The 21,645-nt window shown below is 56.5% G+C and carries 17 protein-coding genes; 15 read left to right on the forward strand and 2 right to left on the reverse strand.

Features of this window, described 5'->3' with window-relative positions:
• Positions 1-191 precede the first annotated feature (191 nt).
• Positions 192-2,078: an NFACT RNA binding domain-containing protein gene (locus tag NYE26_RS11905; protein ID WP_339256019.1), complete on the reverse strand. Its 1,887-nt coding sequence runs from the start codon at positions 2,076-2,078 to the stop codon at positions 192-194.
• 191 nt (positions 2,079-2,269) lie between these two features.
• On the opposite strand from NYE26_RS11905, the gene NYE26_RS11910 reads away from it, so the two are divergent.
• From NYE26_RS11910 to NYE26_RS11930, 5 genes are all read left to right on the forward strand, one after another.
• A complete protein-coding gene (locus NYE26_RS11910) occupies positions 2,270-5,080 on the forward strand; it encodes a calcium-translocating P-type ATPase, SERCA-type (RefSeq protein WP_339256021.1) in 2,811 nt (936 codons plus the stop codon).
• A 115-nt stretch (positions 5,081-5,195) separates the two neighbouring features.
• The gene (gene dapF, locus NYE26_RS11915; RefSeq protein WP_339256023.1) at positions 5,196-6,032 is read left to right on the forward strand and encodes a diaminopimelate epimerase; all 837 of its coding nucleotides are present in this window, start codon (positions 5,196-5,198) and stop codon (positions 6,030-6,032) included.
• 168 nt (positions 6,033-6,200) lie between these two features.
• Entirely contained in the window at positions 6,201-7,868 is a 1,668-nt protein-coding gene (locus NYE26_RS11920) for a spore germination protein (protein ID WP_339256025.1), read from the forward strand.
• Positions 7,858-9,063: a Ger(x)C family spore germination protein gene (locus tag NYE26_RS11925; RefSeq protein ID WP_339256027.1), complete on the forward strand. Its 1,206-nt coding sequence runs from the start codon at positions 7,858-7,860 to the stop codon at positions 9,061-9,063. Before NYE26_RS11920 ends, NYE26_RS11925 begins: the two co-directional genes overlap by 11 nt.
• Positions 9,064-9,103: 40 nt before the next feature.
• Positions 9,104-10,204 carry a GerAB/ArcD/ProY family transporter gene (locus NYE26_RS11930; RefSeq protein WP_339256029.1) on the forward strand — a complete coding sequence of 367 codons (1,101 nt, stop codon included), beginning with the start codon at positions 9,104-9,106 and terminating at the stop codon, positions 10,202-10,204.
• Here the strand turns inward: NYE26_RS11930 and NYE26_RS11935 are convergent.
• The gene (locus tag NYE26_RS11935; protein ID WP_339256031.1) at positions 10,177-10,434 is read right to left on the reverse strand and encodes a hypothetical protein; all 258 of its coding nucleotides are present in this window, start codon (positions 10,432-10,434) and stop codon (positions 10,177-10,179) included. The two genes, NYE26_RS11930 and NYE26_RS11935, sit on opposite strands and share 28 nt — an antisense overlap.
• 166 nt (positions 10,435-10,600) lie before the next feature.
• On the opposite strand from NYE26_RS11935, the gene NYE26_RS11940 reads away from it, so the two are divergent.
• The 10 genes from NYE26_RS11940 (at position 10,601) to rsmB (ending at position 21,635) form a co-directional block, all read left to right on the forward strand.
• On the forward strand, positions 10,601-12,475 hold the full coding sequence (locus NYE26_RS11940) for a bifunctional homocysteine S-methyltransferase/methylenetetrahydrofolate reductase (RefSeq protein ID WP_036729413.1): 1,875 nt from the start codon (positions 10,601-10,603) through the stop codon (positions 12,473-12,475).
• 38 nt (positions 12,476-12,513) lie between these two features.
• Entirely contained in the window at positions 12,514-13,404 is an 891-nt protein-coding gene (locus NYE26_RS11945; protein WP_339256034.1) for a YicC/YloC family endoribonuclease, read from the forward strand.
• 52 nt (positions 13,405-13,456) lie between these two features.
• On the forward strand, positions 13,457-13,717 hold the full coding sequence (locus NYE26_RS11950) for a DUF370 domain-containing protein (protein WP_006209218.1): 261 nt from the start codon (positions 13,457-13,459) through the stop codon (positions 13,715-13,717).
• An 18-nt stretch (positions 13,718-13,735) separates the two neighbouring features.
• On the forward strand, positions 13,736-14,305 hold the full coding sequence (gene gmk, locus NYE26_RS11955) for a guanylate kinase (RefSeq protein ID WP_036694520.1): 570 nt from the start codon (positions 13,736-13,738) through the stop codon (positions 14,303-14,305).
• 55 nt (positions 14,306-14,360) lie between these two features.
• Positions 14,361-14,561: a DNA-directed RNA polymerase subunit omega gene (gene rpoZ, locus NYE26_RS11960; protein WP_036694519.1), complete on the forward strand. Its 201-nt coding sequence runs from the start codon at positions 14,361-14,363 to the stop codon at positions 14,559-14,561.
• Between the two features lie 271 nt (positions 14,562-14,832).
• Entirely contained in the window at positions 14,833-16,065 is a 1,233-nt protein-coding gene (coaBC, locus tag NYE26_RS11965; RefSeq protein ID WP_339256037.1) for a bifunctional phosphopantothenoylcysteine decarboxylase/phosphopantothenate--cysteine ligase CoaBC, read from the forward strand.
• On the forward strand, positions 16,065-18,596 hold the full coding sequence (priA, locus tag NYE26_RS11970; protein WP_036729405.1) for a primosomal protein N': 2,532 nt from the start codon (positions 16,065-16,067) through the stop codon (positions 18,594-18,596). Before coaBC ends, priA begins: the two co-directional genes overlap by 1 nt.
• Positions 18,597-18,718: 122 nt before the next feature.
• Positions 18,719-19,204 carry a peptide deformylase gene (def, locus tag NYE26_RS11975; protein WP_036694508.1) on the forward strand — a complete coding sequence of 162 codons (486 nt, stop codon included), beginning with the start codon at positions 18,719-18,721 and terminating at the stop codon, positions 19,202-19,204.
• A gap of 5 nt (positions 19,205-19,209) precedes the next feature.
• Positions 19,210-20,151, forward strand: a complete 942-nt coding sequence (gene fmt / locus NYE26_RS11980; RefSeq protein ID WP_339256041.1) for a methionyl-tRNA formyltransferase — start codon at positions 19,210-19,212, stop codon at positions 20,149-20,151.
• Positions 20,148-21,635 (forward strand): 16S rRNA (cytosine(967)-C(5))-methyltransferase RsmB, encoded by a 1,488-nt coding sequence (rsmB, locus tag NYE26_RS11985; protein ID WP_339256043.1) that lies wholly within the window; start codon positions 20,148-20,150, stop codon positions 21,633-21,635. Before fmt ends, rsmB begins: the two co-directional genes overlap by 4 nt.
• Positions 21,636-21,645 lie beyond the last annotated feature (10 nt).

The raw sequence follows: 21,645 nt of genomic DNA on the forward strand, positions 1-21,645 counted from the left end.
TGCGCCTTGAGCGAGCCAGATGTATGCTGTTTTCCACATACATTTGGCCCGTGCGCCTTGAGCGAACCCAATGTATGCTGTTTTCCACATACATTTGGCCCGTGCGCCTTGAGCGAGGATGATGTATGCTGTTTTCCACATACATTTGGCCCGTGCGCCTTGAGCGAACTCATTGCTGTTCGGTTTTCCGCTTAACTCCGCAGCACATTCGGGAGCTGCTTGATCCGCTCTTCATCGGGCGTGACGAAGAGTGTCCGCTGATGATCGTAGATGACGAAGCCCGGCTTGGCTCCGCTCGGCTTGCGCACGTAACGGATGAGCGTACAGTCCACCGGCACACTGCTGGATTGCTTGGCCTGGCTGTAATAGGCGGCGAGCTGAGCAGCTTCCTCCAGGGTGGCATCGCCGAATTCCTCACTGCGGATCACCACATGCGAGCCGGGAATATCCTTGGTATGCAGCCAGGTATCGTTCGGAGCAGCGAGGCGGTTGGTGACATACTCGTTTTGCAGATTGTTTTTGCCGACATAGATGTCAACCCCTTCAGAGGAAGTGAATACCTGCAGCGTAGGTCTGGCAGCCTTCTTTTTCTTCTTGCCTTTTTTGCTGCGGTCGCGGAGATAGCCTTGGCTAACCAGCTCCTCGCGGATCTCCTCAATGTCATTCAGTGAGGCATGGGCTAATTGCTGGAGCAGCAGTTCCATATAGGCAATCTCTTCGTGTGTCTTCTTGACCTGCTCGCCGATCACCCGCAGGCTGTTCTTGTACTTGTTATATTTTTTGAAATACCGCTGTGCATTGTCTGTAGGGCTTAGCAGCGGGTCGAGCGGAACGGTAATCTCCGCCTGATTCTCATCATAGTAGTTTACTAGCTTTGCTTCCTTGTCGCCTTTGTTCACGGTGTGCAGGGAAGCGAACAGCAGCTCGCCCCAGATCTTGAACTGGTCTGCATCCTCGGCTTCGTTCAGATCCTTTTGCAGGTTGGCCAGCTTCTTGATGTTCTTGCTGCGCTCGTTGCTGAGGAAGCGGATCAGGTCGCTAACCCGCTGCTTAACCGTGTCCTTCTCCGCCTTGTCCCCGTAATAATCCTCCAGGCACAAGCTTATGGAGCTGTAATGCTTCACATTCCCGCTCATGAGCTTCAGCGGAATGGCCGAGAATACCGGCTTGCCCTTGGCATTCCAACCGGTGACTGGAGCGAATTCCAACTTGCTGACCGGCTCCATGACGGAATGGAAGGCTTCCCAGAGCTGATCGGGCTTATCCATCCCGCTGCTGAAATCCTCAGCTTCTCCGCCTATCTCCTTGTACCGGTGGAGGATCTCTCCGGCGATCAGCGGACTCAGGCCGCTGAAGGCGTGTACCAGCCAGCCGGCCGGATCGGCTGAAGGGGCCGGGCCGCCGGAGCCGTCAGCCTGCGGTGCCTCAAGTGAGGCCAGCAGTCCGGCGATCTCGCCCTCGATCATATCCTCCTCCGGCTCCTGAGGATGCTCGGCGGCGTAGCGGGCCGCTTCCTCTGCCGAGGCTATCAGGGTAAGGAAATCCGGCTGGCTGATCTGCAGCGGATTCAGCTTATGCTGCTGCGGCGGCTGGGTATAAGCCGCTCCCGGCATAACGACCCGGTAGCTGCTGATTGACGGGGTGACATGATGAATGCCGTCGATAATCGTCCCCGTGGCCAGCTCGGTCAGAATGATGTTGCTGTGGCGTCCCATCAGCTCGATGATGATTTTTTTGGCGGAGACATCCCCCAGCTCATCCCGTGTTCTGATGGTGATATGAATAATTCGTTCAAGCCCCACCTGGGTAATGCTCTCGATGGTGCCGCCTTCACAATGCTTGCGCATCAGCATGCAGAACATCGGCGCTTCCGCCGGGTTGATGCTGCTTCTCTCGGTCAGGTGCAGCCGGGGGTAGGTCGGGTTCGCCGACAGCAGCAGCTTGCCGCCGCCGCCCGCACCGCGCAGGGTGAAGATGAGGTCATGTGTGCTGGGTTGATATATTTTGCCGACGCGTGCACCGATGAAGGGCTGAAGCTCATGCACGATCGCTTGGGTAACAATGCCGTCTAATGCCATGATAAGGTTCTCCTGTCGCCTGATAATAAAGTACTCCCTCTATGATGCCATACTTTTACCGGTTCGCGCAAAAGGAGAAACCCAGATGCGGTGATATTTTGGGACGACCATGAATACACTTGGACATGAACAGGTGGAAAAGCTGTGCGCCGCCGGAAGTCAAGAAACGACCGGGAGGGGAAAGATTAGTTATGGAACAAAAAAGCTGGCACCGGCTCGGTGCAGAGGAGCTGCAGGAGATGTTCGGCGTTCAGCCGGGAACGGGGCTAAGCGCCGAGGACGCCGCCGCAAGACTCAAAGAGAGCGGGTACAATGAGCTGTCTGAGGGCAAAAGGGTATCACCTTTTACGCTGCTGCTCAATCAGTTCAAGGATTTCATGGTACTGGTGCTGATGGGGGCGACTCTGGTATCCGGCCTGCTCGGCGAATACTTAGACGCCATTACGATTATCGCGATTATTCTGCTTAACGGGGTACTCGGATTCGTGCAGGAGTTCCGCGCCGAGCGTTCGTTAAGAGCACTGAAGCAGCTCTCCGCGCCTACGGCCAAAGTGATGCGCGGCGGGAAGCAGGAGGTGCTTCCCGCCAGAATGCTGGTCCCCGGAGATATCGTCCTGCTGGAGAGCGGGGACCGGATACCGGCAGATGTCCGCTGGCTGCAGTGCAGCAGCATCTATGCCGAAGAGTCAGCGCTGACAGGGGAGTCGCTGCCGGTCTCCAAGCATGCCTCGGCGATCTATGCTGAAGACATCCCGCTGGGCGATCAGAAGAATATCGGCTTCATGGGTACGATGGTGACCCGGGGAACCGGCCGGGCTGTGGTCATCCGCACCGGTATGGCTACCGAGATGGGCAAGATTGCCGATCTGATCCAGAACACCGAATCCCAGGAGACCCCGCTGCAGCACCGTCTGGAGCAGCTTGGCAAGATTCTGATCTACGTCTCACTGGGGCTGACCATTGTTGTGGTCCTGGCAGGAATTATGCATGGTCAGCCGGCAACGGCGATGTTCCTGGCCGGGGTGAGTCTGGCGGTGGCAGCTATTCCCGAAGGACTTCCGGCCATTGTGACGATTGCGCTTGCGCTGGGTGTCCAGCGGATGATCAAGCGCAAGGCGATTGTCCGCAAGCTGCCTTCGGTAGAGACGTTGGGCTGCGCCTCCGTCATCTGCTCGGATAAGACAGGAACCCTGACGCAGAACAAAATGACAGTCACCCAGCTCTGGAACGCCGGACGGACCCTTGAGGTATCAGGGGAAGGTTATGCTCCGGTAGGAAGTGTGCTCCAGAAAGGCCGGCCCGTTGATCTGAAGAATGACCAGAGTCTCCGGCGCATGCTTCAGGTGGGTGCATTATGCAGCAACGCAGAGATTTATGAGAGCTTCCCCGACACGCGCAGCAAAAAGAAAGGCAAAGGCGCAGAGGCCGATAAAGGGGCTAACGCTCAGCCGGTCTGGGAACTGAAGGGCGATCCTACGGAAGGTGCGCTGGTCGCTTTGTCTGCCAAGATGGGACTAACTGCCCAAACGCTTGCTGTAACCTATACCCGGGAGACGGAGTTTCCGTTCGATTCTGAACGCAAGCTGATGTCGGTGGTTGTAAATCACCCCGGCGGCCGGATGATCTGCACCAAAGGCGCACCCGATGTGCTCCTGAATTGCTGCACGTATATGCTGTGGGAGGGCGGAGTCGTGCCCTGCACGCCGACCTTGCGCCAGAAGGTGCTGGATGCCAATGAACAGATGGCTTCCGGCGCACTGCGTGTGCTTGGGATGGCTTACCGCGATCTGCGGAGCGGAGAAACGGCCGGCAGCGAGAAGGAGGCGGAGAGCCAGCTTGTCTTCGTGGGCCTGGCCGGGATGATCGATCCGCCGCGCAAGGAAGTGCGCGATGCGATCAGCGTGACCCGCCGGGCAGGCATCAAGACGGTCATGATTACCGGCGACCATGGGACGACCGCAGAGGCGATTGCCCATCAGCTTGGCATTCTGCAGCGCGGCGGCAGGGTTCTGACTGGTAGCGAGCTTACCCGGATGGACGATGATGCGCTCGATAAGGTATCGGACAATGTCTTCGTCTACGCCCGGGTATCTCCGGAGCATAAGCTGCGGATCGTCAAGTCGTTGCAGCGCCACGGCCATGTCGTAGCGATGACTGGCGATGGAGTAAACGATGCGCCTGCAATTAAGGCCGCCGATATCGGGATCTCAATGGGAATCACCGGTACGGATGTGACGAAGGAGGCTTCGGCCCTGGTCCTCGGGGACGATAACTTCTCGACCATCGTGGCCGCCATTGAAGAGGGACGGAATATCTATGAGAATATCCGCAAGTTCATCCGGTATCTGCTGGCCTCGAATGTCGGCGAGATTCTAACCATGTTCTTCGCCATGATGCTCGGGCTGCCGCTGCCGCTGGTTCCGATCCAGATTCTATGGGTCAATCTGGTTACAGACGGCTTACCTGCAATGGCGCTGGGCGTAGACCAGCCGGAGAAGGATCTGATGGAGCACAAGCCACGCGGTGCAAAAGAAAACATCTTTGCCCGGCGGCTGGGCTGGAAGATTGTCAGCCGCGGGCTGCTGATCGGACTCTGTACCCTGGCCGCCTTCTGGCTGACGCTGCGGATTGATCCAGGCAGCGCGCAGCAATTGATCCGCGCGCAGTCGGTTGCTTTTGCCACCCTTGTGATGGCACAGCTCATTCATGTGTTCGACTGCCGCAGCTCGCGCTCGGTCTTCTACCGGAATCCGTTCCAGAACAGATATCTGGTCCTGGCTGTCCTGTCCTCTGTCCTCTTAATGCTGGCTGTAATGTACCTCCCTGTGCTTCAGCCGGTGTTCAAGACCGTTCCGCTCAGCTTCCGTGAATGGTGCCTGGTGCTGGTGATGTCCGGAATCCCGACCTTCCTGATGGGAGCGGGCAGCGTCTGGGGCGGCAAGAAGAACCGCAGCCGCAGCGGTGGACGCCAGATGATAAAAAGTACAAAGTTTTCAGCATAAAATCAATAGCCTCACTCCACTCCTATAAGGTATGCTGGTTTCACTGAGAAGCTTGGTTTATGATGAACCAGGAATGTGGAAACAGCTGATCTTACTTATAGGAGTGGACCTGACAATGGAATTTACTAAAATGCACGGTTTGGGCAATGATTTTATTATCGTATTCGGCGAGGATGAGCTGCCGGGCAATGCCCCGGAGCTGGCAGTTAAGCTGTGCAACCGGTTCTTCGGCATCGGCGCAGACGGACTGGTGTACATTCTCCCTTCGCAGCGCGGCGACTACATGATGCGTATCATGAACTCCGATGGCTCTGAGGCTGAGCAATGCGGCAATGCGATCCGCTGTGTATCCAAATATGTATATGAGCATGGTCTGGTGGAATCGGAGCAGATTGTCATTGAGACGATTGGCGCCGGAGAACAGAAGGTCTCTCTGAAGGTGAAGGACGGGATTGTGGAGAGTGTAACGGTGGATATGGGTGAGCCGGTCCTGTCCGGACTACAGATTCCTGTAGCGATCGACGCGGAGCCTGTGCTCGACCAGCCGATTGAAGCGGACGGCACAGCGTTCAGATTCACCGCAGTCTCCATGGGGAATCCGCATGCAGTCATTTATGTGGATGATGCAGTATCGTTCGATCTCGCAAGCTGGGGACCGAAGCTGGAGGTTCACCCGCTCTTCCCGCGTAAGGTCAATGTGGAGTTCGCCACCGTAGTGAACCGCAGCCACGTGGACATGCGCGTCTGGGAGCGTGGTGCCGGGCCTACCCTGGCCTGCGGAACAGGCGCCTGCGCGACTCTGGTCTCCTCCGTGTTGAACGGAGTGACGGACCGCTCGGCGGTCATCAGCCTGAAGGGCGGCGACTTGTTCATCGAATGGAACGAGAAAGACAATCATGTCTATATGACCGGCCCTGCCCAGGTGGTATATACCGGCTCAGTGGATATCTGATATTTGATTCCCATATAACCACTTGCAATCCCCTGCATGCCAGATGCAGGGGATTTTTTATGTAATTCAGAGCCGGTATGGAACTGGAGTATGAAATGAAAGCCGAATAATGGCAGGCATATCCGCGAATAATAGAACTCTGCATAGAATCAGGGAGGAGGAGCGGAGATGAAGTCAGGGTCCAACCGAAAAGCACGGAATGCGGGAGCAGATACTGCACCGGGACCGGGACAACCTGAGGGTGGTGTTGCCCTGGGCCTTGCGGATACGGTCGCCCAAAGTCTGCTCCATATTCAGACGGAGCTTGGCGGCAGTCCAGATCTCCAGATCCGCAGAATCCAGATCGGGGGAGAACGCCGCCTGGAAGCGGCCGCTGTTCATCTGAGCGGACTGGCGGACCCTGCGGCAGTGAATGAATTCGTACTCGGTTCACTGCTGAATCATACAGAGGAGCTGTTCCTTGACAGAAGGGATGGCGGTGCTGATAGCCGCGGGGAAGAAGCTTCACTTCCGCAGCAGATACTTAGCCGTGCAATGGAGACAGGTGAGGCGCTGCTCCAGGAGGAATGGAAGGAGATCATGCTTGCTATTCTCTCCGGGGACACTGCGATTCTGCTGGAGGGCTGCCGGGCAGCGATTCTGTGCGGGACCAGGGGCGGGGAGCAGCGGGCGGTCAGTGAGCCAACCTCCCAGCTCGTGGTACGGGGGCCAAAGGACGGGTTCGTCGAGTCAGTGGCCACGAACATCGCCCTGATCCGCCGCAGAATCAAATCGGCCAAGCTGCACCTGGAGGTCTTGAAGCTCGGCTCGGAGACCCATACCCATGTGGCGATGATGTACATGAAGGGGATTGCGGGGGAGGATCTGATCCGCGAAGCCAGAGACCGGCTGAACAAGATTTCCATCAATGAGATTCTGGAATCGGGGTACATCGAGGAATTAATTCAGGACAAGACCTTCACGCCGTTTCCTACGATCTACAATACGGAACGGCCGGATGTGGCTGCAGGCAATCTGCTCGAAGGCCGGGTGGTAATTATCGTGGACGGAACGCCGTTTGTACTGATTCTTCCGGCGGTGTTTACGCAGTTTTTTCAATCTGCCGAGGATTATTCCCAACGGTTCGACATTACCATATTGATGCGGCTGGTCCGTTATTTGAGCTTCCTCGTGCTGATTCTGGGTCCTTCGGTGTACCTTGCGCTGACTACCTATCATTATGAGATGATTCCGACGACGCTGCTGATCAATCTGCTCTCCCAGCGGGAGAATGTGCCCTTCCCGGCCTTTGTGGAACTGCTCTTGATGGAGCTGGCCTTTGAAATCCTGCGCGAAGCCGGGGTACGCATGCCGCGTGCCATCGGGCAGACGGTCTCTGTGGTCGGTGCACTTATCCTGGGAACGGCGGTGGTAGAGGCCGGGATTATTGCGCCCATCATGGTCATCGTCGTAGCGTTGACCGGGATTGCCAGCTTTGCCCTTCCGGCGTACAACCTGGCGATTGCCGGGAGAATTATCCGGTTTGCTTTTCTGATCATGGCCAGTATATTCGGCTTCTATGGAATTACTCTGGGCCTGATCCTGCTGGTGGCACATATGAGCAGCCTAAGATCCTTCGGTGTTCCTTATCTCTTCCCCTTCGTGCCGCTCTCCATTAAAGGGCATAAGGACACACTGTTCAGAATGCCGCTCTGGCTGAACGGCGCGGACAAGCCGCCGGCACAAATGCGCGAGGAAATGCCGGACTACATGCTGCTAACGACTGGTCATGAAGAGCAGCTCCCCCCGTTAATCCGCAAGAATAGCAGGACTGAGGAGGAGAACCGTGAGGAATAGAATCTTCGGCGGCATAGGTGTACTGTTTGTCCTTCCAATGCTGCTGCTTACCGGCTGCTGGGACAGTGTTGAACTCAACCGGCGGGCAATTGTCTCGGGGGTAGCGATCGACAAGGGCGACTCTGAGGCAGAGCGGTACAAGCTGTCCTTTCAAGTGATTGTGGCGGAGGAAATCTCCGGAGAGAAGAGCAGAGGTATATCGCCGGTTGCGCTGTACACAGGAACAGGCCGCACGATGTTCGAGGCGCTGGCAGACGCTTCCCGCCAGACGGCACGCTTCCTCTCCCTGGGACATGTGCGGGTGCTGGTGATCTCGGAGGCGTTCGCCCGCGAAGGCATCAAGGACCTTCTGGATGTGCTGGAGCGGGAGAGCGATACCCGGCTGAACAGCCTGATTTTCATCTCCAAGGGACAGCCTGCGCGTGAGATCATGTCCACAATGACCGTGTTCAGCAAAATCCCGGCCAATGATCTTGTGGAGAAGCTGGAGACGACCTCCAAGCAGTTCGGCTATAACTTCCGGATGGCCGTGGATGATGTGATCCGGGGCATTCAGATCAGAGGAGGCGGTCCGGTGATCAACGGGGTATACACCAGAGGAGAGTGGACTCCCTCATCGGGCAGCAATGACAGCCTGAAGAATATCGAACCCCGGTCGATCCTGAGAGTCTCCTCCCTTGCGGCATTCAAGGATGACAAGCTGAAGGGCTGGCTTACGGGTGACGCTGCTCTCGGTACCGTTCTTTTGCATAATCGGATCAAAGAGTTCCCGGTTCTGCTCAAGCAGCAGGAGGGCCGTTATCTCTCCTTCAACATCTATCAGTCCCAGGTGTCACTTGCCGTCGAGTCGTCTGACCCGGAGCATCCTGTCTTTACGGTCAAAATCACGCAGCAGGCTGCGCTCAAGGAAGCTCCGAATCCGCTCGATCTTACCTCGCCTAAAGTGCTGGAAGAGCTGTCAGACCGGCTCATAAAAGAAAGCGTCAAGCATATCCAAGCAGCCATAAGCACAGCCAAAGAATTGGGCAGTGATTATCTCGGCTTTGGACGGGCATTGCAGCGGAAGGATCCGCGCGGCTGGAAGAAGGTCAGGGACCACTGGGAGGACGTATTCGCAGACTGTGAAATCCGGTTCGATGCGGATGTAGTCATCCGGCATACGGATATGCGCAGCAACTCTTTTCAGATTCATTAAGTCTGCCGGTAAGGTAACCGGGTGGGGAGGACCACAGAATATGGGTAAGGTCAAAATCGGACTCGTCGAATTCTTCAGCCTGACGGTGCTGTTCGAGCTGGGCACGGCGCTGGTGGTTAATCTGGGAATGGGGGCAGGCCGGGATGCCTGGCTCTCGATCCTGCTCGGCTGCGCGGCGGGGCTGATGATGTTCACGGGATACGCCTATCTGTACCGCAAGCATCCGGACCAGCCTTTTACAGCTTATACACGGCAAATTCTCGGAAAATATATCGGGGCACCTGTAGGCCTGCTCTACATTATTCTCTACATAAACCTGGCCGCCAGGGATTTGCGCGATGGCAGCACCATGCTCGCAATGTCAACCATGCATCATACTCCGCTGTTTATCTTAAGCACCCTGATGCTGCTCTCGGGAGCTTATGTGCTGCATAAGGGGTTGGAGGTGCTGAGCAGAACGTCCATGGTATTTGCGTTTGTCGTTCTGGGGATCGGCCTGTTCGGGACCGTGATGCTGATACTCTCCGGTACGATTAATCTGCACAGACTGCTGCCTGTACTGGAGAATGGCTTTCAGCCCGTGCTTCGCTCGGTGATTCATCAGAATTATATGTTTCCGTTCGGGGAGATGGTGTGCTTCACGATGCTGATGCCGTACCTGTCCAGTGTCAAAAAAGGGCCTTGGATTATCGCCGCCGCCATGGTGTTCTCCGCGCTGCTGCTCAGCTTCACCATGGCGCTGAATGTTTCGGTTCTGGGTGCTGATATTGTAGAGCGTTCGCCGCTCCCGCTGATGCCGACAATCAGCAAGATCTCCATTTCGGATATCATCCAGCGGGTGGATATTTTCGTGGTGATGGTGCTGATCATCGGGGTGTTTTTCAAAATGGCTGTCTTCTTCGCTGCCGCGCTTATCGGAATTTCGGACCTCTTCAAGATACCGTACCGGAAAATGCTCTATCCCTGTGCGCTGATTATCCTCTTCACCTCGATGCTGGATGCACGAAGCTTCATTGAACATCTGGATGAGGGCGGGACCCTGCTGTACAAGGTGTATCCCTATTTAATGATAGTCGTTCCGGCGCTGCTGGTAATAGTAACGGCGGTCCGCGATCATTTCTCCGCCCCCCGGCCGGGCTGACGGCCGCTAACCCAATAGATGACATCAGGTATGATAAGGAGCAGCACCAGCACAGCCGCAGTCAGCTTCTCCGAGGTAGTATAGAGCAGATAATTCAGTATATAGCGGATATTCTCCGTGCCGTAGCCGAACATCCAGTCCAGCATGTACAGGTACAGCAGCGAGAGCGCCGACAGCAGGAGGATTACGGCATATTTGCGCAGCAGCAGTTTTCTTATTTTTTTCTTCATTCTTACAGTCTCCTTCTGGCAAGATTAAGCGTAGTATGAATCATTTGCCGGACTGGCATACAAGAATAACGGACGGTCGCCTCTTTTGCCTGCTAAAGCTTATCATCCATCCCGATTTATGTTACATTAGTATGAAACTAATGTCAGTCAAGGGGAGGTTCTTGCGGTGAAGCCGGATTTGCGCTCTGCATGGGAGAACAATGTGTTGGTCGGAGACGGAGCGATGGGAACCTTTTTGTATCAAAAGGGTTTCCCTGTCGGCATCTCCTACGAGGAATTGAATCTGACCTCACCGGAGGTCATTGAGGATGTGCACCGGAGCTATATCAATGCAGGTGCTGTACTGCTGGAGAGTAATACCTATTCCGCGAACTACGACAAGCTGTCCAAGTTCGGACTGGAAGCCAAGGTAGCGGATATCAACCGGGCAGGAGTCCGCATTGCCCGCCGGGCTGCAGGCGAGAATGGTTATGTAGTCGGAGCCATCGGCTCGATCCGCGCAGGCAAACGGGCGAATCTGTCCTCCTCCGAGCTGAAGAAGTTCTTCTCGCAGCAGATTGCCGCGCTTCTGGAGGAAGCGCCGGACGGGATCATGCTGGAGACCTTCTATGATGTCGAGGAGCTTCATCTGGCGCTGAAGGCTGTGCGTAAGCTCAGTACGCTGCCGGTAATCTGCCAGCTGGCTGTGGACGATTCGGCGCGGACGCTGGATGGATTAACCCTGCCGGAAGCGTTCCATATTCTGCAGCAGGACGGAGCCGATGTGATCGGCTTCAACTGCAACACCGGACCGAACGGGATCAAGCGTGCGCTGGGTACGCTACAGGGCAAGCTGGCGCTGCCGGTGTCGATCTATCCGAATGCGGGGGTAGCCGATTATGTAGACGGCCAGTACCGCTATGGCGCCTCGCCGGAGTATTTCGGACAGATGGCTCCGGTGTTCGCGGATATGGGCAGCCGGATTATCGGGGGCTGCTGCGGGACTACCCCCAAGCATATCGCTGAGATCTCCGCTGCCCTGAAGGGCTATGTGGTGGAGCCGCTACCTGAGCCCGCTGCCTTCAGTGCGCCTGAGAGAATTGCGGTGCAGGAGCATCTGGCGGATGACGGGGGACAGGGAGGCGGCGAACCGACGCTTGTCGATCTGGTCAAGGAACGCCACACCGTTATCGTAGAGCTTGACCCTCCGCGCGATCTGGACATCGCGAAGTTCATGAAGGGGGCAGAGGCGCTGCGCCGGGCCGGAGCCGATGCGCTGACGCTGGCTGATAATTCGCTTGCTGTCACCCGGATGAGCAATATGGCGCTGGGGCATCTGGTGCAGGCCCGCACAGGCCTGCGGCCGCTGGTGCATATTGCCTGCCGTGACCGCAATCTGATTGGCACCCAGTCGCATCTGATGGGCTTCGACGCGCTGGGGATTGACCATGTGCTGGCCGTGACCGGAGATCCTGCCCGGTTCGGGGATTTGCCCGGCTCAAGCTCGATCTATGACCTGACTTCATTTGAAATTATACGTATGATTAAGCAGCTCAATGACGGCGTGGCCTTCTCCGGCAAGCCGCTCAAGCAGAACGCGAAGTTCGTCATCGGCGCAGCGTTCAATCCCAATGTCAAGCATCTGGACAAAGCGGTCGAGCGCCTGGAGAAGAAGATTGCCTCGGGTGCGGATTATATTATGACCCAGCCTGTGTATGATCCTGAATTGATTGCCCGGATTGCCAAGGCTACTGAGCACCTGGATATTCCGATCTTCATCGGCATTATGCCGCTGGCCAGCGGACGCAATGCAGAGTATCTGCACAATGAGGTTCCCGGCATTCAGCTCTCCGCCGAGGTCCGCAGCCGGATGGCCGGACTCGAAGGCGAAGCGGGACGGGCCGAAGGGGTGCTGATCGCCAAGGAGCTGCTGGATGCGGCTATTGCACATTTTAACGGAATCTATCTGATTACGCCGTTTATGTTCTATGATATGAGCGTGCAGCTGCTGGAGTATATTTGGGAGAAGCAGGGACGTAAGTTATCCCCCTTGTTTCGCTAGTAATAATCAATTACAATAGTGTAATGGATGTGATTCCGTTGTCATATAGTATGACCGGATACGGTCAGTCAGCCCTGGAATACGGCGGACACAAGATAACGTTCGAGGTCAAATCGGTGAATAACCGGTACTGCGAAGTTGTGCTGCGGTTGCCCAGGGAATGGACGGGGTATGAGGATAGGCTGCGCAGAATGGTTCAGGCTCATATCAGACGGGGACGGGTAGATGTTATTATTAATAGAGAACTCACCGACGGGGCGGCTGACACGCATGTGCTGGACCGCCGCAGGGTGAGCTCCTATCTTGATGCAGCGGAGGTACTGGTCCGGGAGTATGGCTTCAAGGGAGAGTTGTCCCTGCGGGATATCCTTGCTATGCCCGGTGTAATGGAACCGAAGGAAGAGACGGCTGTTGCTGACTCCTCCGGAGAACTTGCAGATCTTCTGGAGCAGGGTCTCCAGCTTGGTCTGGAGGCCCTGCTGGAGATGCGCGGACGGGAAGGCTCCTATTTGGCGGCCGATCTGACGCGCAGACTTGACCGTCTGGAAGAGCTGCATGCCGGAATCAGCAGATATGCGCCTCTGGTTGTGGAGGAGCAGCGCGAGAAGCTGCGGCAACGGCTTAACCTGCTGAATGACGGGAGCTTCCCCTGGGATGAGCATAAATTCGGCATGGAGATGGCTATTTTCGCCGACCGCTGCAATATAGATGAGGAGCTGACCCGGCTTCACAGCCATTTCGGCCAGTGCCGGGCCTTGCTGCTGGGCAGCGAGCCTGCCGGACGCAAGCTTGATTTTCTCATCCAGGAGATGAACAGGGAGACCAACACAATAGGGTCGAAATGCAGTCATCTGGCGGTTGTGAATCTGACGCTTGATATGAAGGCGGAGCTCGAGAAGATTCGGGAGCAGGCGGCGAACCTGGAATGACAGGAACCAGGGAGCAAGCTATGATGTTACTTATGGGGGGAACAACCGGAACATGGCAATCAAATTAATCAACATCGGCTTTGGGAATATCGTGTCAGCGAACCGCATTATTTCCATTGTCAGCCCGGAATCGGCACCGATTAAGAGAATTATCCAGGAGGCCAGAGACAGGCATATGCTGATCGATGCCACCTACGGGAGGCGGACGCGGGCTGTCATTATTACCGACAGCGACCATGTGATTCTCTCGGCTGTACAGCCTGAGACGGTAGCTCACCGCCTATCCAGCAAAGACGACGATAACGACGAATAACAACAATTGGAGTGTACTATGTCAAAAGGATTGCTGATTATACTATCCGGCCCTTCCGGTGTCGGCAAAGGTACGGTATGCACAGCGCTGCGGCCGAAGATGCCTGAACTCGTCTATTCCGTTTCTGCCACCACACGCTCTCCGCGTGCAGGTGAAGAGAACGGAGTCAATTATTTTTTCAAATCCAGAGAGCAGTTCGCCGATATGATTGAAGGCGACAAGCTGCTGGAATATGCGGAGTACGTAGGCAATTATTACGGTACTCCGCGTGACTTTGTAGAGAGAACACTTGAGAGCGGAAGAGATATTATTCTGGAGATCGAGGTTCAGGGAGCTCTCAAGGTCAAAGAGAAATTTCCCGAAGGGATCTTTGTATTCCTTCTTCCCCCGTCCATGGACGAGTTGAAGGACCGTATTCGCGGACGCGGAACAGAGCATCCTGATGTAATCAGTCACCGCATGTCTGTGGCAGAAGACGAGATCGGTTTGATCCGGCATTATGATTATGCCGTGGTGAATGATGAGATTGATCTGGCCTGCAAGCGAATAGAAAGCATTATTATCGCCGAACATTGTAAGGTGCGATGAACAAGTTCTACAGGATTGGTCCATATTTACAGTAAAAGATGAAGAGGTGCCTTACATGCTATATCCATCCATTGACGAATTGGTGACTAAGGTCGACAGCAAGTATTCCCTGGTAGTCGCTTCAGCCCGCCGGGCCAGAGCACTCCGTGAAGGCGGCAAGACCGATATCGTTGCGCCTAAATCGCATAAGTATGTCGGTGTTGCACTTGAAGAAATCTATGAAGACCGTATTATAGTAACGCGCGGCGAGGAATAGTCCCCTGAAATGGTGCCGTCCCTTGAATAAGGGCGGCGCAGCCGTTTCTGCCCGCTTAAGCTGCACAATGAAGTGATAATGGCCCGTACCGGGCTGTTCCTGACAACCGGAAGGTTGTTATTTTTTTCTCTATATATAAAGAAAATTTGAAGCGCAGGCTTCTTTTAGCGTAAATATGACATAACGAAGCCGTAAATATGAAGATTTTCATTTCTTCTTTTCATAGCTGGATATAGAATGGGTGCAGATTGAGGAACGGAGGGAGATCAGATTGAAGAGCTTACAAGGGAAGTCGATTATACTCGGAATTACCGGCGGGATTGCTGCGTATAAGGCCGCGGCGCTGACCAGCAAGCTTACCCAGAAGGGCGCCGAGGTGCATGTCATTATGACGTCATCGGCCAAGCAGTTCATTACGGAGCTGACGCTCCAGTCATTGTCGAAGCAGCGGGTGTACAGTGATACGTTCCAGGAGCGGGACCCGTCTTCGATTTCACATATTGATCTGGCTGATGCTGCCGACCTGGTCCTGATTGCGCCGGCTACGGCCAACATTATCGCCAAAATGGCCCACGGGCTGGCAGACGACATGCTGTCCACCACGCTGCTTGCTACAACAGCGCCTATTATGGTAGCTCCGGCGATGAATGTCCATATGTATCAGCATCCGGCGGTCCTCAGCAATATGGATACCCTCTATAACCGAGGTGTTCAGTTTATTGAGCCCGGTGAAGGGCTGCTGGCCTGCGGGTATGTGGGCAAGGGACGGCTGGAGGAGCCGGAAGAGATCGTGAAGGTGGTTGAGAACTTTTTTGTATTGCAGAAGGAGAAGACCTCCGGACCGCTTGCCGGTAAAAAAGTGGTGATTACCGCAGGAGGCACGGTAGAACGTATTGATCCTGTCCGTTATATCTCCAATGATTCCTCGGGTAAAATGGGCTTCGCCCTCGCGCGCGCCGCGCGCGCCATGGGTGCTGCGGTGACGCTAATTGCCGCACGTACCGATGAGGCGCCGCCCCGTGATGCCGGTATCGATCTGGTCCGCGTCCAGTCAGCACAGGAGATGCACGATGCAGTCATGGCCCGCTGGAGTCATTGCGATATTCTTGTGAAAGCAGCGGCGGTTGCGGATTACCGTCCACGCGAGAGCAGTGACTCGAAGATTAAGAAGAGCGGCAGCACCATGACGCTTGAGCTGGTGAAGACGACTGATATTCTGGAGAGCCTGGGCAGAATCAAGGACAAGCAGTTCCTGATCGGCTTTGCTGCCGAGACCGGAAATGCTGAGGTCTATGCCAAGGACAAGCTGGTCCGCAAGAACCTCGATCTGATTGTAGCCAATGATGTGGCCATGGAGGGTGCGGGATTCGGCACGGATACCAACATCGTCAAAGTGTATGATGCCGAAGGCCTGGTGCTTGATCTTCCGCTGGCTTCCAAGGATGAGGTGGCGCGCCGGATTCTGCGGCTGGCGGCTGAGCGTGTTGCCGGAGCCTTATTATAATGGATATTGCCAAGGTCATTGTCGATGTTCCTGTACGCAGCACCGACCGGCCGTTTGACTATATTATCCCGGATGCTCTGAAGCTGTGGATTGAAGTGGGCAGCAGAGTCGCTGTTCCGTTCGGCCCCCGTACGGTCCAGGGGTTCGTAGTGTCCCTGGAATCAGGGGAGACCGGCAGTGTCTCCCGGATGAAGCCGATTGTAGAAGTACTGGATCTGCTTCCTCCCCTATCGCCGGAGCTGGTTGAGCTGGCCGACTGGATGAGCCAAAGATACGCCTGCAGACGGATCTCCGCACTGCAGGCGATGCTTCCGACTGCCCTGAAGGGCAAAGCGGAGCGTTTGATCTCGCTTGGAGATACAGAGGAAGCGTCCAGCGCCCCCGCAGATGAGCTGTTTCCGCTCTTTCTTGAGGCGGACAACGAAGAACAGCAGATCATTGACTTCGTTAGGCGTCACAGCGAAGTATCCATGAAGCTGCTGACCCGTACCTTCCCCGAGGCTGCGGAGACGATCAAGTTCATGGTGCGGCGCGGAGTCCTGGCAGAGAGCCAGTCGATCAAGGATAAGATGGGCAAAAAGAAGCTCAAGGCCGTTGACCTGGCTATTGGCTTGTCAGCAGCCCGGGAGTCGCTCTCCAGCTTCCCCGCGCGTTCAGCGCGCCAGAAGGAAGTGCTCTCCTACCTGATTGATATGGAAGCCATGCTGCCGATGCCGCTTAAGGATATTCTGGCGATCCTTCAGGTCACTGCGGGCACGCTCAAGACGCTTGCGGACAAAGGGTATATAGAGATCAGCGAAATCGAAGTCTACCGTGACCCCTACCGGGGACGGGACTTCAAGCCAAGCACACCGCTTCCGCTGACAGCGGAGCAGGAGAGGGTCTATGAGCGGATTGTGGGTACTGTCGAGCAGCAGACGCATGAAGTCTTCCTGCTGCACGGGGTGACCGGCAGCGGGAAGACGGAAATCTATCTCCAGACGATCCAGCGCTGTATCGAGCAGGGTCGGCAGGCAGTGGTGCTGGTGCCTGAGATTGCGCTGACACCGCAGATGGTGGAACGGTTCAAGGGCCGGTTCGGCAGCGGGGTGGCGGTGATGCACAGCCGCCTGTCTGTCGGCGAACGTTATGACGAGTGGCGCAAGATCCGCGAAGGTAAGGCGATGGTTGCGGTCGGAGCACGCTCAGCCGTGTTCGCCCCGTTCGCCAATCTGGGCCTGATTATCATGGATGAAGAGCATGAAGGCTCTTATAAGCAGGAGGAGAACCCGAAATATCATGCCCGTGATGTGGCTGTCCGCAGGGCAGAGCAGGGCGGGGCCGTGGTAATTCTGGGTTCTGCAACACCTTCACTGGAGAGCTATCATGCCGCCAGATCGCAGAGTGACATCCACTTCTCGCCGATTCTGCTGGAGATGCCGAGCCGTGCACTGGGCAACGAGCTGCCGAAGGTGGCTGTCGTTGACATGCGTGAGGAGCTGAAGGAAGGTAACCGCTCCATGTTCAGCCGCAGTCTGCATGCCGCTCTGGTGAGCAGGCTGGAGCGCGGCGAACAGACAGTGCTGCTGCTCAACCGCAGAGGCTTCTCGACCTTCGTCATGTGCCGGAGCTGCGGCTACGTTGCCGGCTGCCCGGAATGCGATATCTCGCTGACCTATCACAGCCGAAGCGACAATCTGCGCTGCCATTACTGCGGGCATGCAGAACCTGCACCCAAGGTATGCCCGGAATGCGGCAGTGAGCATATCCGCTTCTTCGGGACAGGGACGCAACGGGTAGAAGAAGAGCTGGGCAAGCTGTTCCCCGGTATCCGGGTTATACGTATGGATGTGGACACGACCACGGAGAAAGGCTCGCATGAGAAGCTCCTGAACCAGTTCAGGGACAAGAAGGCCGATGTGCTGCTGGGCACACAGATGGTCGCCAAAGGACTTGACTTCCCCGATGTAACGCTGGTTGGGGTCATTACTGCGGATTCTGCACTCAATCTGCCTGATTTCCGGGCGGCGGAGAAGACCTTTCAGCTCTTGACGCAGGTTGCCGGCCGCGCGGGCCGGCATCAGCTCCCCGGCGAGGTGGTGGTCCAGTCGTATACACCGGAGCATTATTCGATTATCCATGCCAGCGGGCATGATTACCGTTCATTCGTCCGGGATGAGCTGAAGCACCGCAAAGAGCTGCATTACCCGCCCTATTGCCGTCTGATTCTGGTCACCCTGTCGCATGAGCAGCTTCCGCTGCTGCTGAAGCTTGCGGAGAATTATGCGCTCAGCATTCAGGGCAAAGCCAGACAGCTGCGCTGGTACGGCAGTCTGGACAAGCTCTCCTCGGATGCGCTGGATCTGCTGGGACCGGTGGCCTCGCCGCTGCCCCGGCTGAAGGGGCGTTACCGGTTCCAGTGTATTATCAAATGGCGCGGTGCGATTGACGCCATTGCGCTGGCCCGCCAGGTGGCGGAGGAGCTGGAGGATTCTGTCCGCGATAAGGGGCTGCAGATCAGCATCGATGTCGATCCGCAGATGTTGATGTAATTCTCGGGCATGTTACAATGGTAAGGCGGTTTTGCCCTGCCGTTTCGGCGAGAAATAGAAGGATAATGTATAGCGTGAAACCTATACATTCTTATATTTGAACAAGGATGGTGTTAGTGTAAATGGCAATCAGGCTGATTGTGAAAGAACCGGATGAAGTATTGCACAAAAAAGCGAAGACGGTAACCACCGTTACCCCCAATGTACAAAAACTGCTCGATGATATGGCAGATACGATGTATGACGCGGAAGGCGTAGGTCTCGCAGCCCCGCAGGTAGGAATTCTGAAACGGCTGATTGTAATCGATGCCGATGAGGAGCATGGATTGATCAAGCTGATCAATCCCGAGATTCTCAGTATGGACGGGGAGCAGTTCGGACCCGAAGGCTGCCTGAGTATTCCCGGCCTGAACGGGGATGTCCGCCGTGCGGAGACAGTAACTGTACGCGGCCTGAACCGCGAGGGCGAGGAAGTGACCATTACCGGAAGCGGCCTGCTGGCCCGGGCTTTTCAGCATGAGATCGACCACCTGAATGGCGTGCTGTTCACAGACATTGCTGAGAAGGTCTATGAATACACAGCAGAACGCAGTGAAACTGAGGAGTGAATGAAATGAGAATAGTGTTCATGGGAACACCGGCCTTTGCAGTCCCCTCCCTGCGGATGCTGCTGGAAGAGGGCTATGAGGTAGTGGCTGTGGTGACTCAGCCGGACCGGCCGCAAGGCCGCAAGAAGACGCTGGTCCCATCCCCGGTGAAGGCGGCTGCACTGGAGCTGGGCCTGCCTGTCCTTCAGCCCGAACGGCTGCGCCGCCCTGAATCGGTGGCTGAGCTGGCTGCCTATGAGCCGGATCTGATTGTTACCGCCGCTTATGGACAGATTCTTCCGAAGAGTGTTCTGGAGCTGCCGGCGAACGGTTGTGTGAATGTTCATGGCTCCCTGCTGCCCAAGTACCGGGGCGGTGCTCCGATACAGCGCTGTATCATGAACGGCGAGAAGGTGACCGGTGTGACGCTGATGTATATGGCGGAAGGATTGGACACCGGAGATATGATCTCGCGGGTGGAGGTAGCGATAGAGGATGACGACACTTCAGGAACGCTGTTCGAGAAGCTAAGCGTGGCCGGACGGGAGCTCCTCAAGGCAGAGATGCCGCGACTGGCTGCCGGCCGTGTAGAAGCTGCCGTGCAGGATGACAGTGAAGCAACCTATGCGCCGAATCTAAACCGGGAAGATGAACGGATCGACTGGAGCCGGGGCTCGCTGGAGCTATACAACCAGATTCGCGGCCTGGTGCCGTTCTCGGGTGCGTTCACCCTGTGGAACGGCGAGACCTTCAAGGCATGGGCAGCGGTGAAGCCGCAGGCGGAGGAACAGCCGGGCGGTAGCGCGGCTCCGGGCACCGTGCTGTCCGTGAGCGAACGCGGCGTTGAGGTGAAGACCGGTGACGGGACGCTTCGGCTTACAAGCGTCCAGCCTGCCGGCAAAAAAGCCATGAGTGCAGCCGACTTCAGCCGTGGTGCAACCCTCGCACCCGGCACGGTGCTCGGTTGAGCGCGGGCGGTAAGGGAGGCGGCGGACCGCGTCCGCGTACTTCCGGCAATCAGCCTGCGGCTTCCGGCACAAAGCCTGCCTCCGACAGAACCGGCGGAGCGGGCCGGAATCGGCCGGGCGGCAAGCCTGCTGCGCCAGCTTCTGCGCGTGAGGTTGCTCTTGATATTCTGGTGCGCGTAGAGCAACAGGGTGCTTACAGCAACCTGCTGCTGGGAAGCAGCCTCCAGAAAGCGGACCTCAGCCGGGAGGATACGGGACTTGCTACAGAGCTGGTGTACGGAACCCTCTCACGGATGATTACCCTCGATTATGTCCTCAGCAGCTTCGTCAGCAAAGGGATGGCCAAGCTGGAGCCCTGGGTACGGAGTCTGCTGCGGTTAAGCCTGTACCAGATCATGTATTTGGACCGGGTTCCTTCGCATGCAGCCGTTAACGAGGCTGTGAATATCTCCAAGCGACGCGGCCATCAGGGCATCTCGGGTATGGTCAATGGCGTGCTGCGCAGTGTGCTGCGGGCGGGAGAGCTGCCGGTCTTGCCTGAGGGGCTGAGCCGGGAAGAGCGGATCTCCATCCTGCACTCCCATCCCCTGTGGATGGTGCAGCGCTGGTCGGCGGAATACGGCCCGGATACGGCAGAAGCCATGTGTGCGGCGAATAATGAGCCGCCCGCAGTCAGTGTCCGTGTCAATACAACGATGATTAGCCGGGAGGCCATGCTGGCAGAACTGCTTGAAGCCGGTCTGGATGCCGCAGAATCGAAGGTGAGTCCTGCCGGGCTGGTCATCAGAGGCGGCGGCAATCTGGCGCTGACCTCCTGGTACCGGGACGGCTATCTGTCCGTTCAGGATGAGAGCTCTATGCTGGTAGCCGAGGTTGTCGCTCCCGAAGCCGGAATGAAGGTGCTGGACTGCTGCGCTGCCCCCGGCGGCAAAAGCGCCCATATGGGCGAGCTGATGAAGGACGAAGGCTCCATATTGGCCAATGACCTGCATGAGCATAAAGCGGGGCTGATTGCCGAGCAGGCAGCACGCCTCGGCCTGGAATGCATTACCACCGCAAGCGGGGATGCCCTGGAACTGGGTGCAGCCCTCCAGCCGGAATCCTATGACCGGATTCTGCTGGACGCTCCTTGCTCGGGGCTTGGGGTCATCCGCCGCAAGCCTGACTTGAAATGGCGCAAGCAGCCGGAAGATATTGCAAGCGTAGCTGCATTGCAGCTTGAGCTGCTGCAATCGGTCTCCGGGCTGCTGAAGCCGGGAGGCGTGCTGGTCTACAGCACTTGTACTACTGAGCAGGCGGAGAACAGCCGGGTTGTCGCTGCTTTCCTGGAGCGCAATCCCGGCTTCGCGCAGGTCAGCTTCAAGTCAGCCGTCTGGGAGCGGCTGGAGGGAACCGCGCTTGCTGCCGGTGACGGCATGCAGCTGCTCCCGCATCATTATGGCAGCGACGGCTTCTATATTGCCCGGCTGGAGCGACTCTTGTAATATAGTGATT

The sequence above is a fragment of the Paenibacillus sp. FSL P2-0136 genome (assembly GCF_037975325.1).
Lineage (GTDB): Bacteria > Bacillota > Bacilli > Paenibacillales > Paenibacillaceae > Paenibacillus_AQ > Paenibacillus_AQ silagei.

Excerpts from the sequence above, each read along its gene's own strand:
- dapF (WP_339256023.1), top strand. The coding sequence starts at position 5,196 with ATGGAATTTACTAAAATGCACGGTTTGGGCAATGATTTTATTATCGTA.
- NYE26_RS11920 (WP_339256025.1), top strand. The coding sequence starts at position 6,201 with ATGAAGTCAGGGTCCAACCGAAAAGCACGGAATGCGGGAGCAGATACT.
- NYE26_RS11930 (WP_339256029.1), top strand. The coding sequence starts at position 9,104 with ATGGGTAAGGTCAAAATCGGACTCGTCGAATTCTTCAGCCTGACGGTG.
- NYE26_RS11910 (WP_339256021.1), top strand. The coding sequence starts at position 2,270 with ATGGAACAAAAAAGCTGGCACCGGCTCGGTGCAGAGGAGCTGCAGGAG.
- NYE26_RS11905 (WP_339256019.1), bottom strand. The coding sequence starts at position 2,078 with ATGGCATTAGACGGCATTGTTACCCAAGCGATCGTGCATGAGCTTCAG.
- rpoZ (WP_036694519.1), top strand. The coding sequence starts at position 14,361 with ATGCTATATCCATCCATTGACGAATTGGTGACTAAGGTCGACAGCAAG.
- NYE26_RS11935 (WP_339256031.1), bottom strand. The coding sequence starts at position 10,434 with ATGAAGAAAAAAATAAGAAAACTGCTGCTGCGCAAATATGCCGTAATC.
- priA (WP_036729405.1), top strand. The coding sequence starts at position 16,065 with ATGGATATTGCCAAGGTCATTGTCGATGTTCCTGTACGCAGCACCGAC.
- NYE26_RS11950 (WP_006209218.1), top strand. The coding sequence starts at position 13,457 with ATGGCAATCAAATTAATCAACATCGGCTTTGGGAATATCGTGTCAGCG.
- def (WP_036694508.1), top strand. The coding sequence starts at position 18,719 with ATGGCAATCAGGCTGATTGTGAAAGAACCGGATGAAGTATTGCACAAA.
- gmk (WP_036694520.1), top strand. The coding sequence starts at position 13,736 with ATGTCAAAAGGATTGCTGATTATACTATCCGGCCCTTCCGGTGTCGGC.
- fmt (WP_339256041.1), top strand. The coding sequence starts at position 19,210 with ATGAGAATAGTGTTCATGGGAACACCGGCCTTTGCAGTCCCCTCCCTG.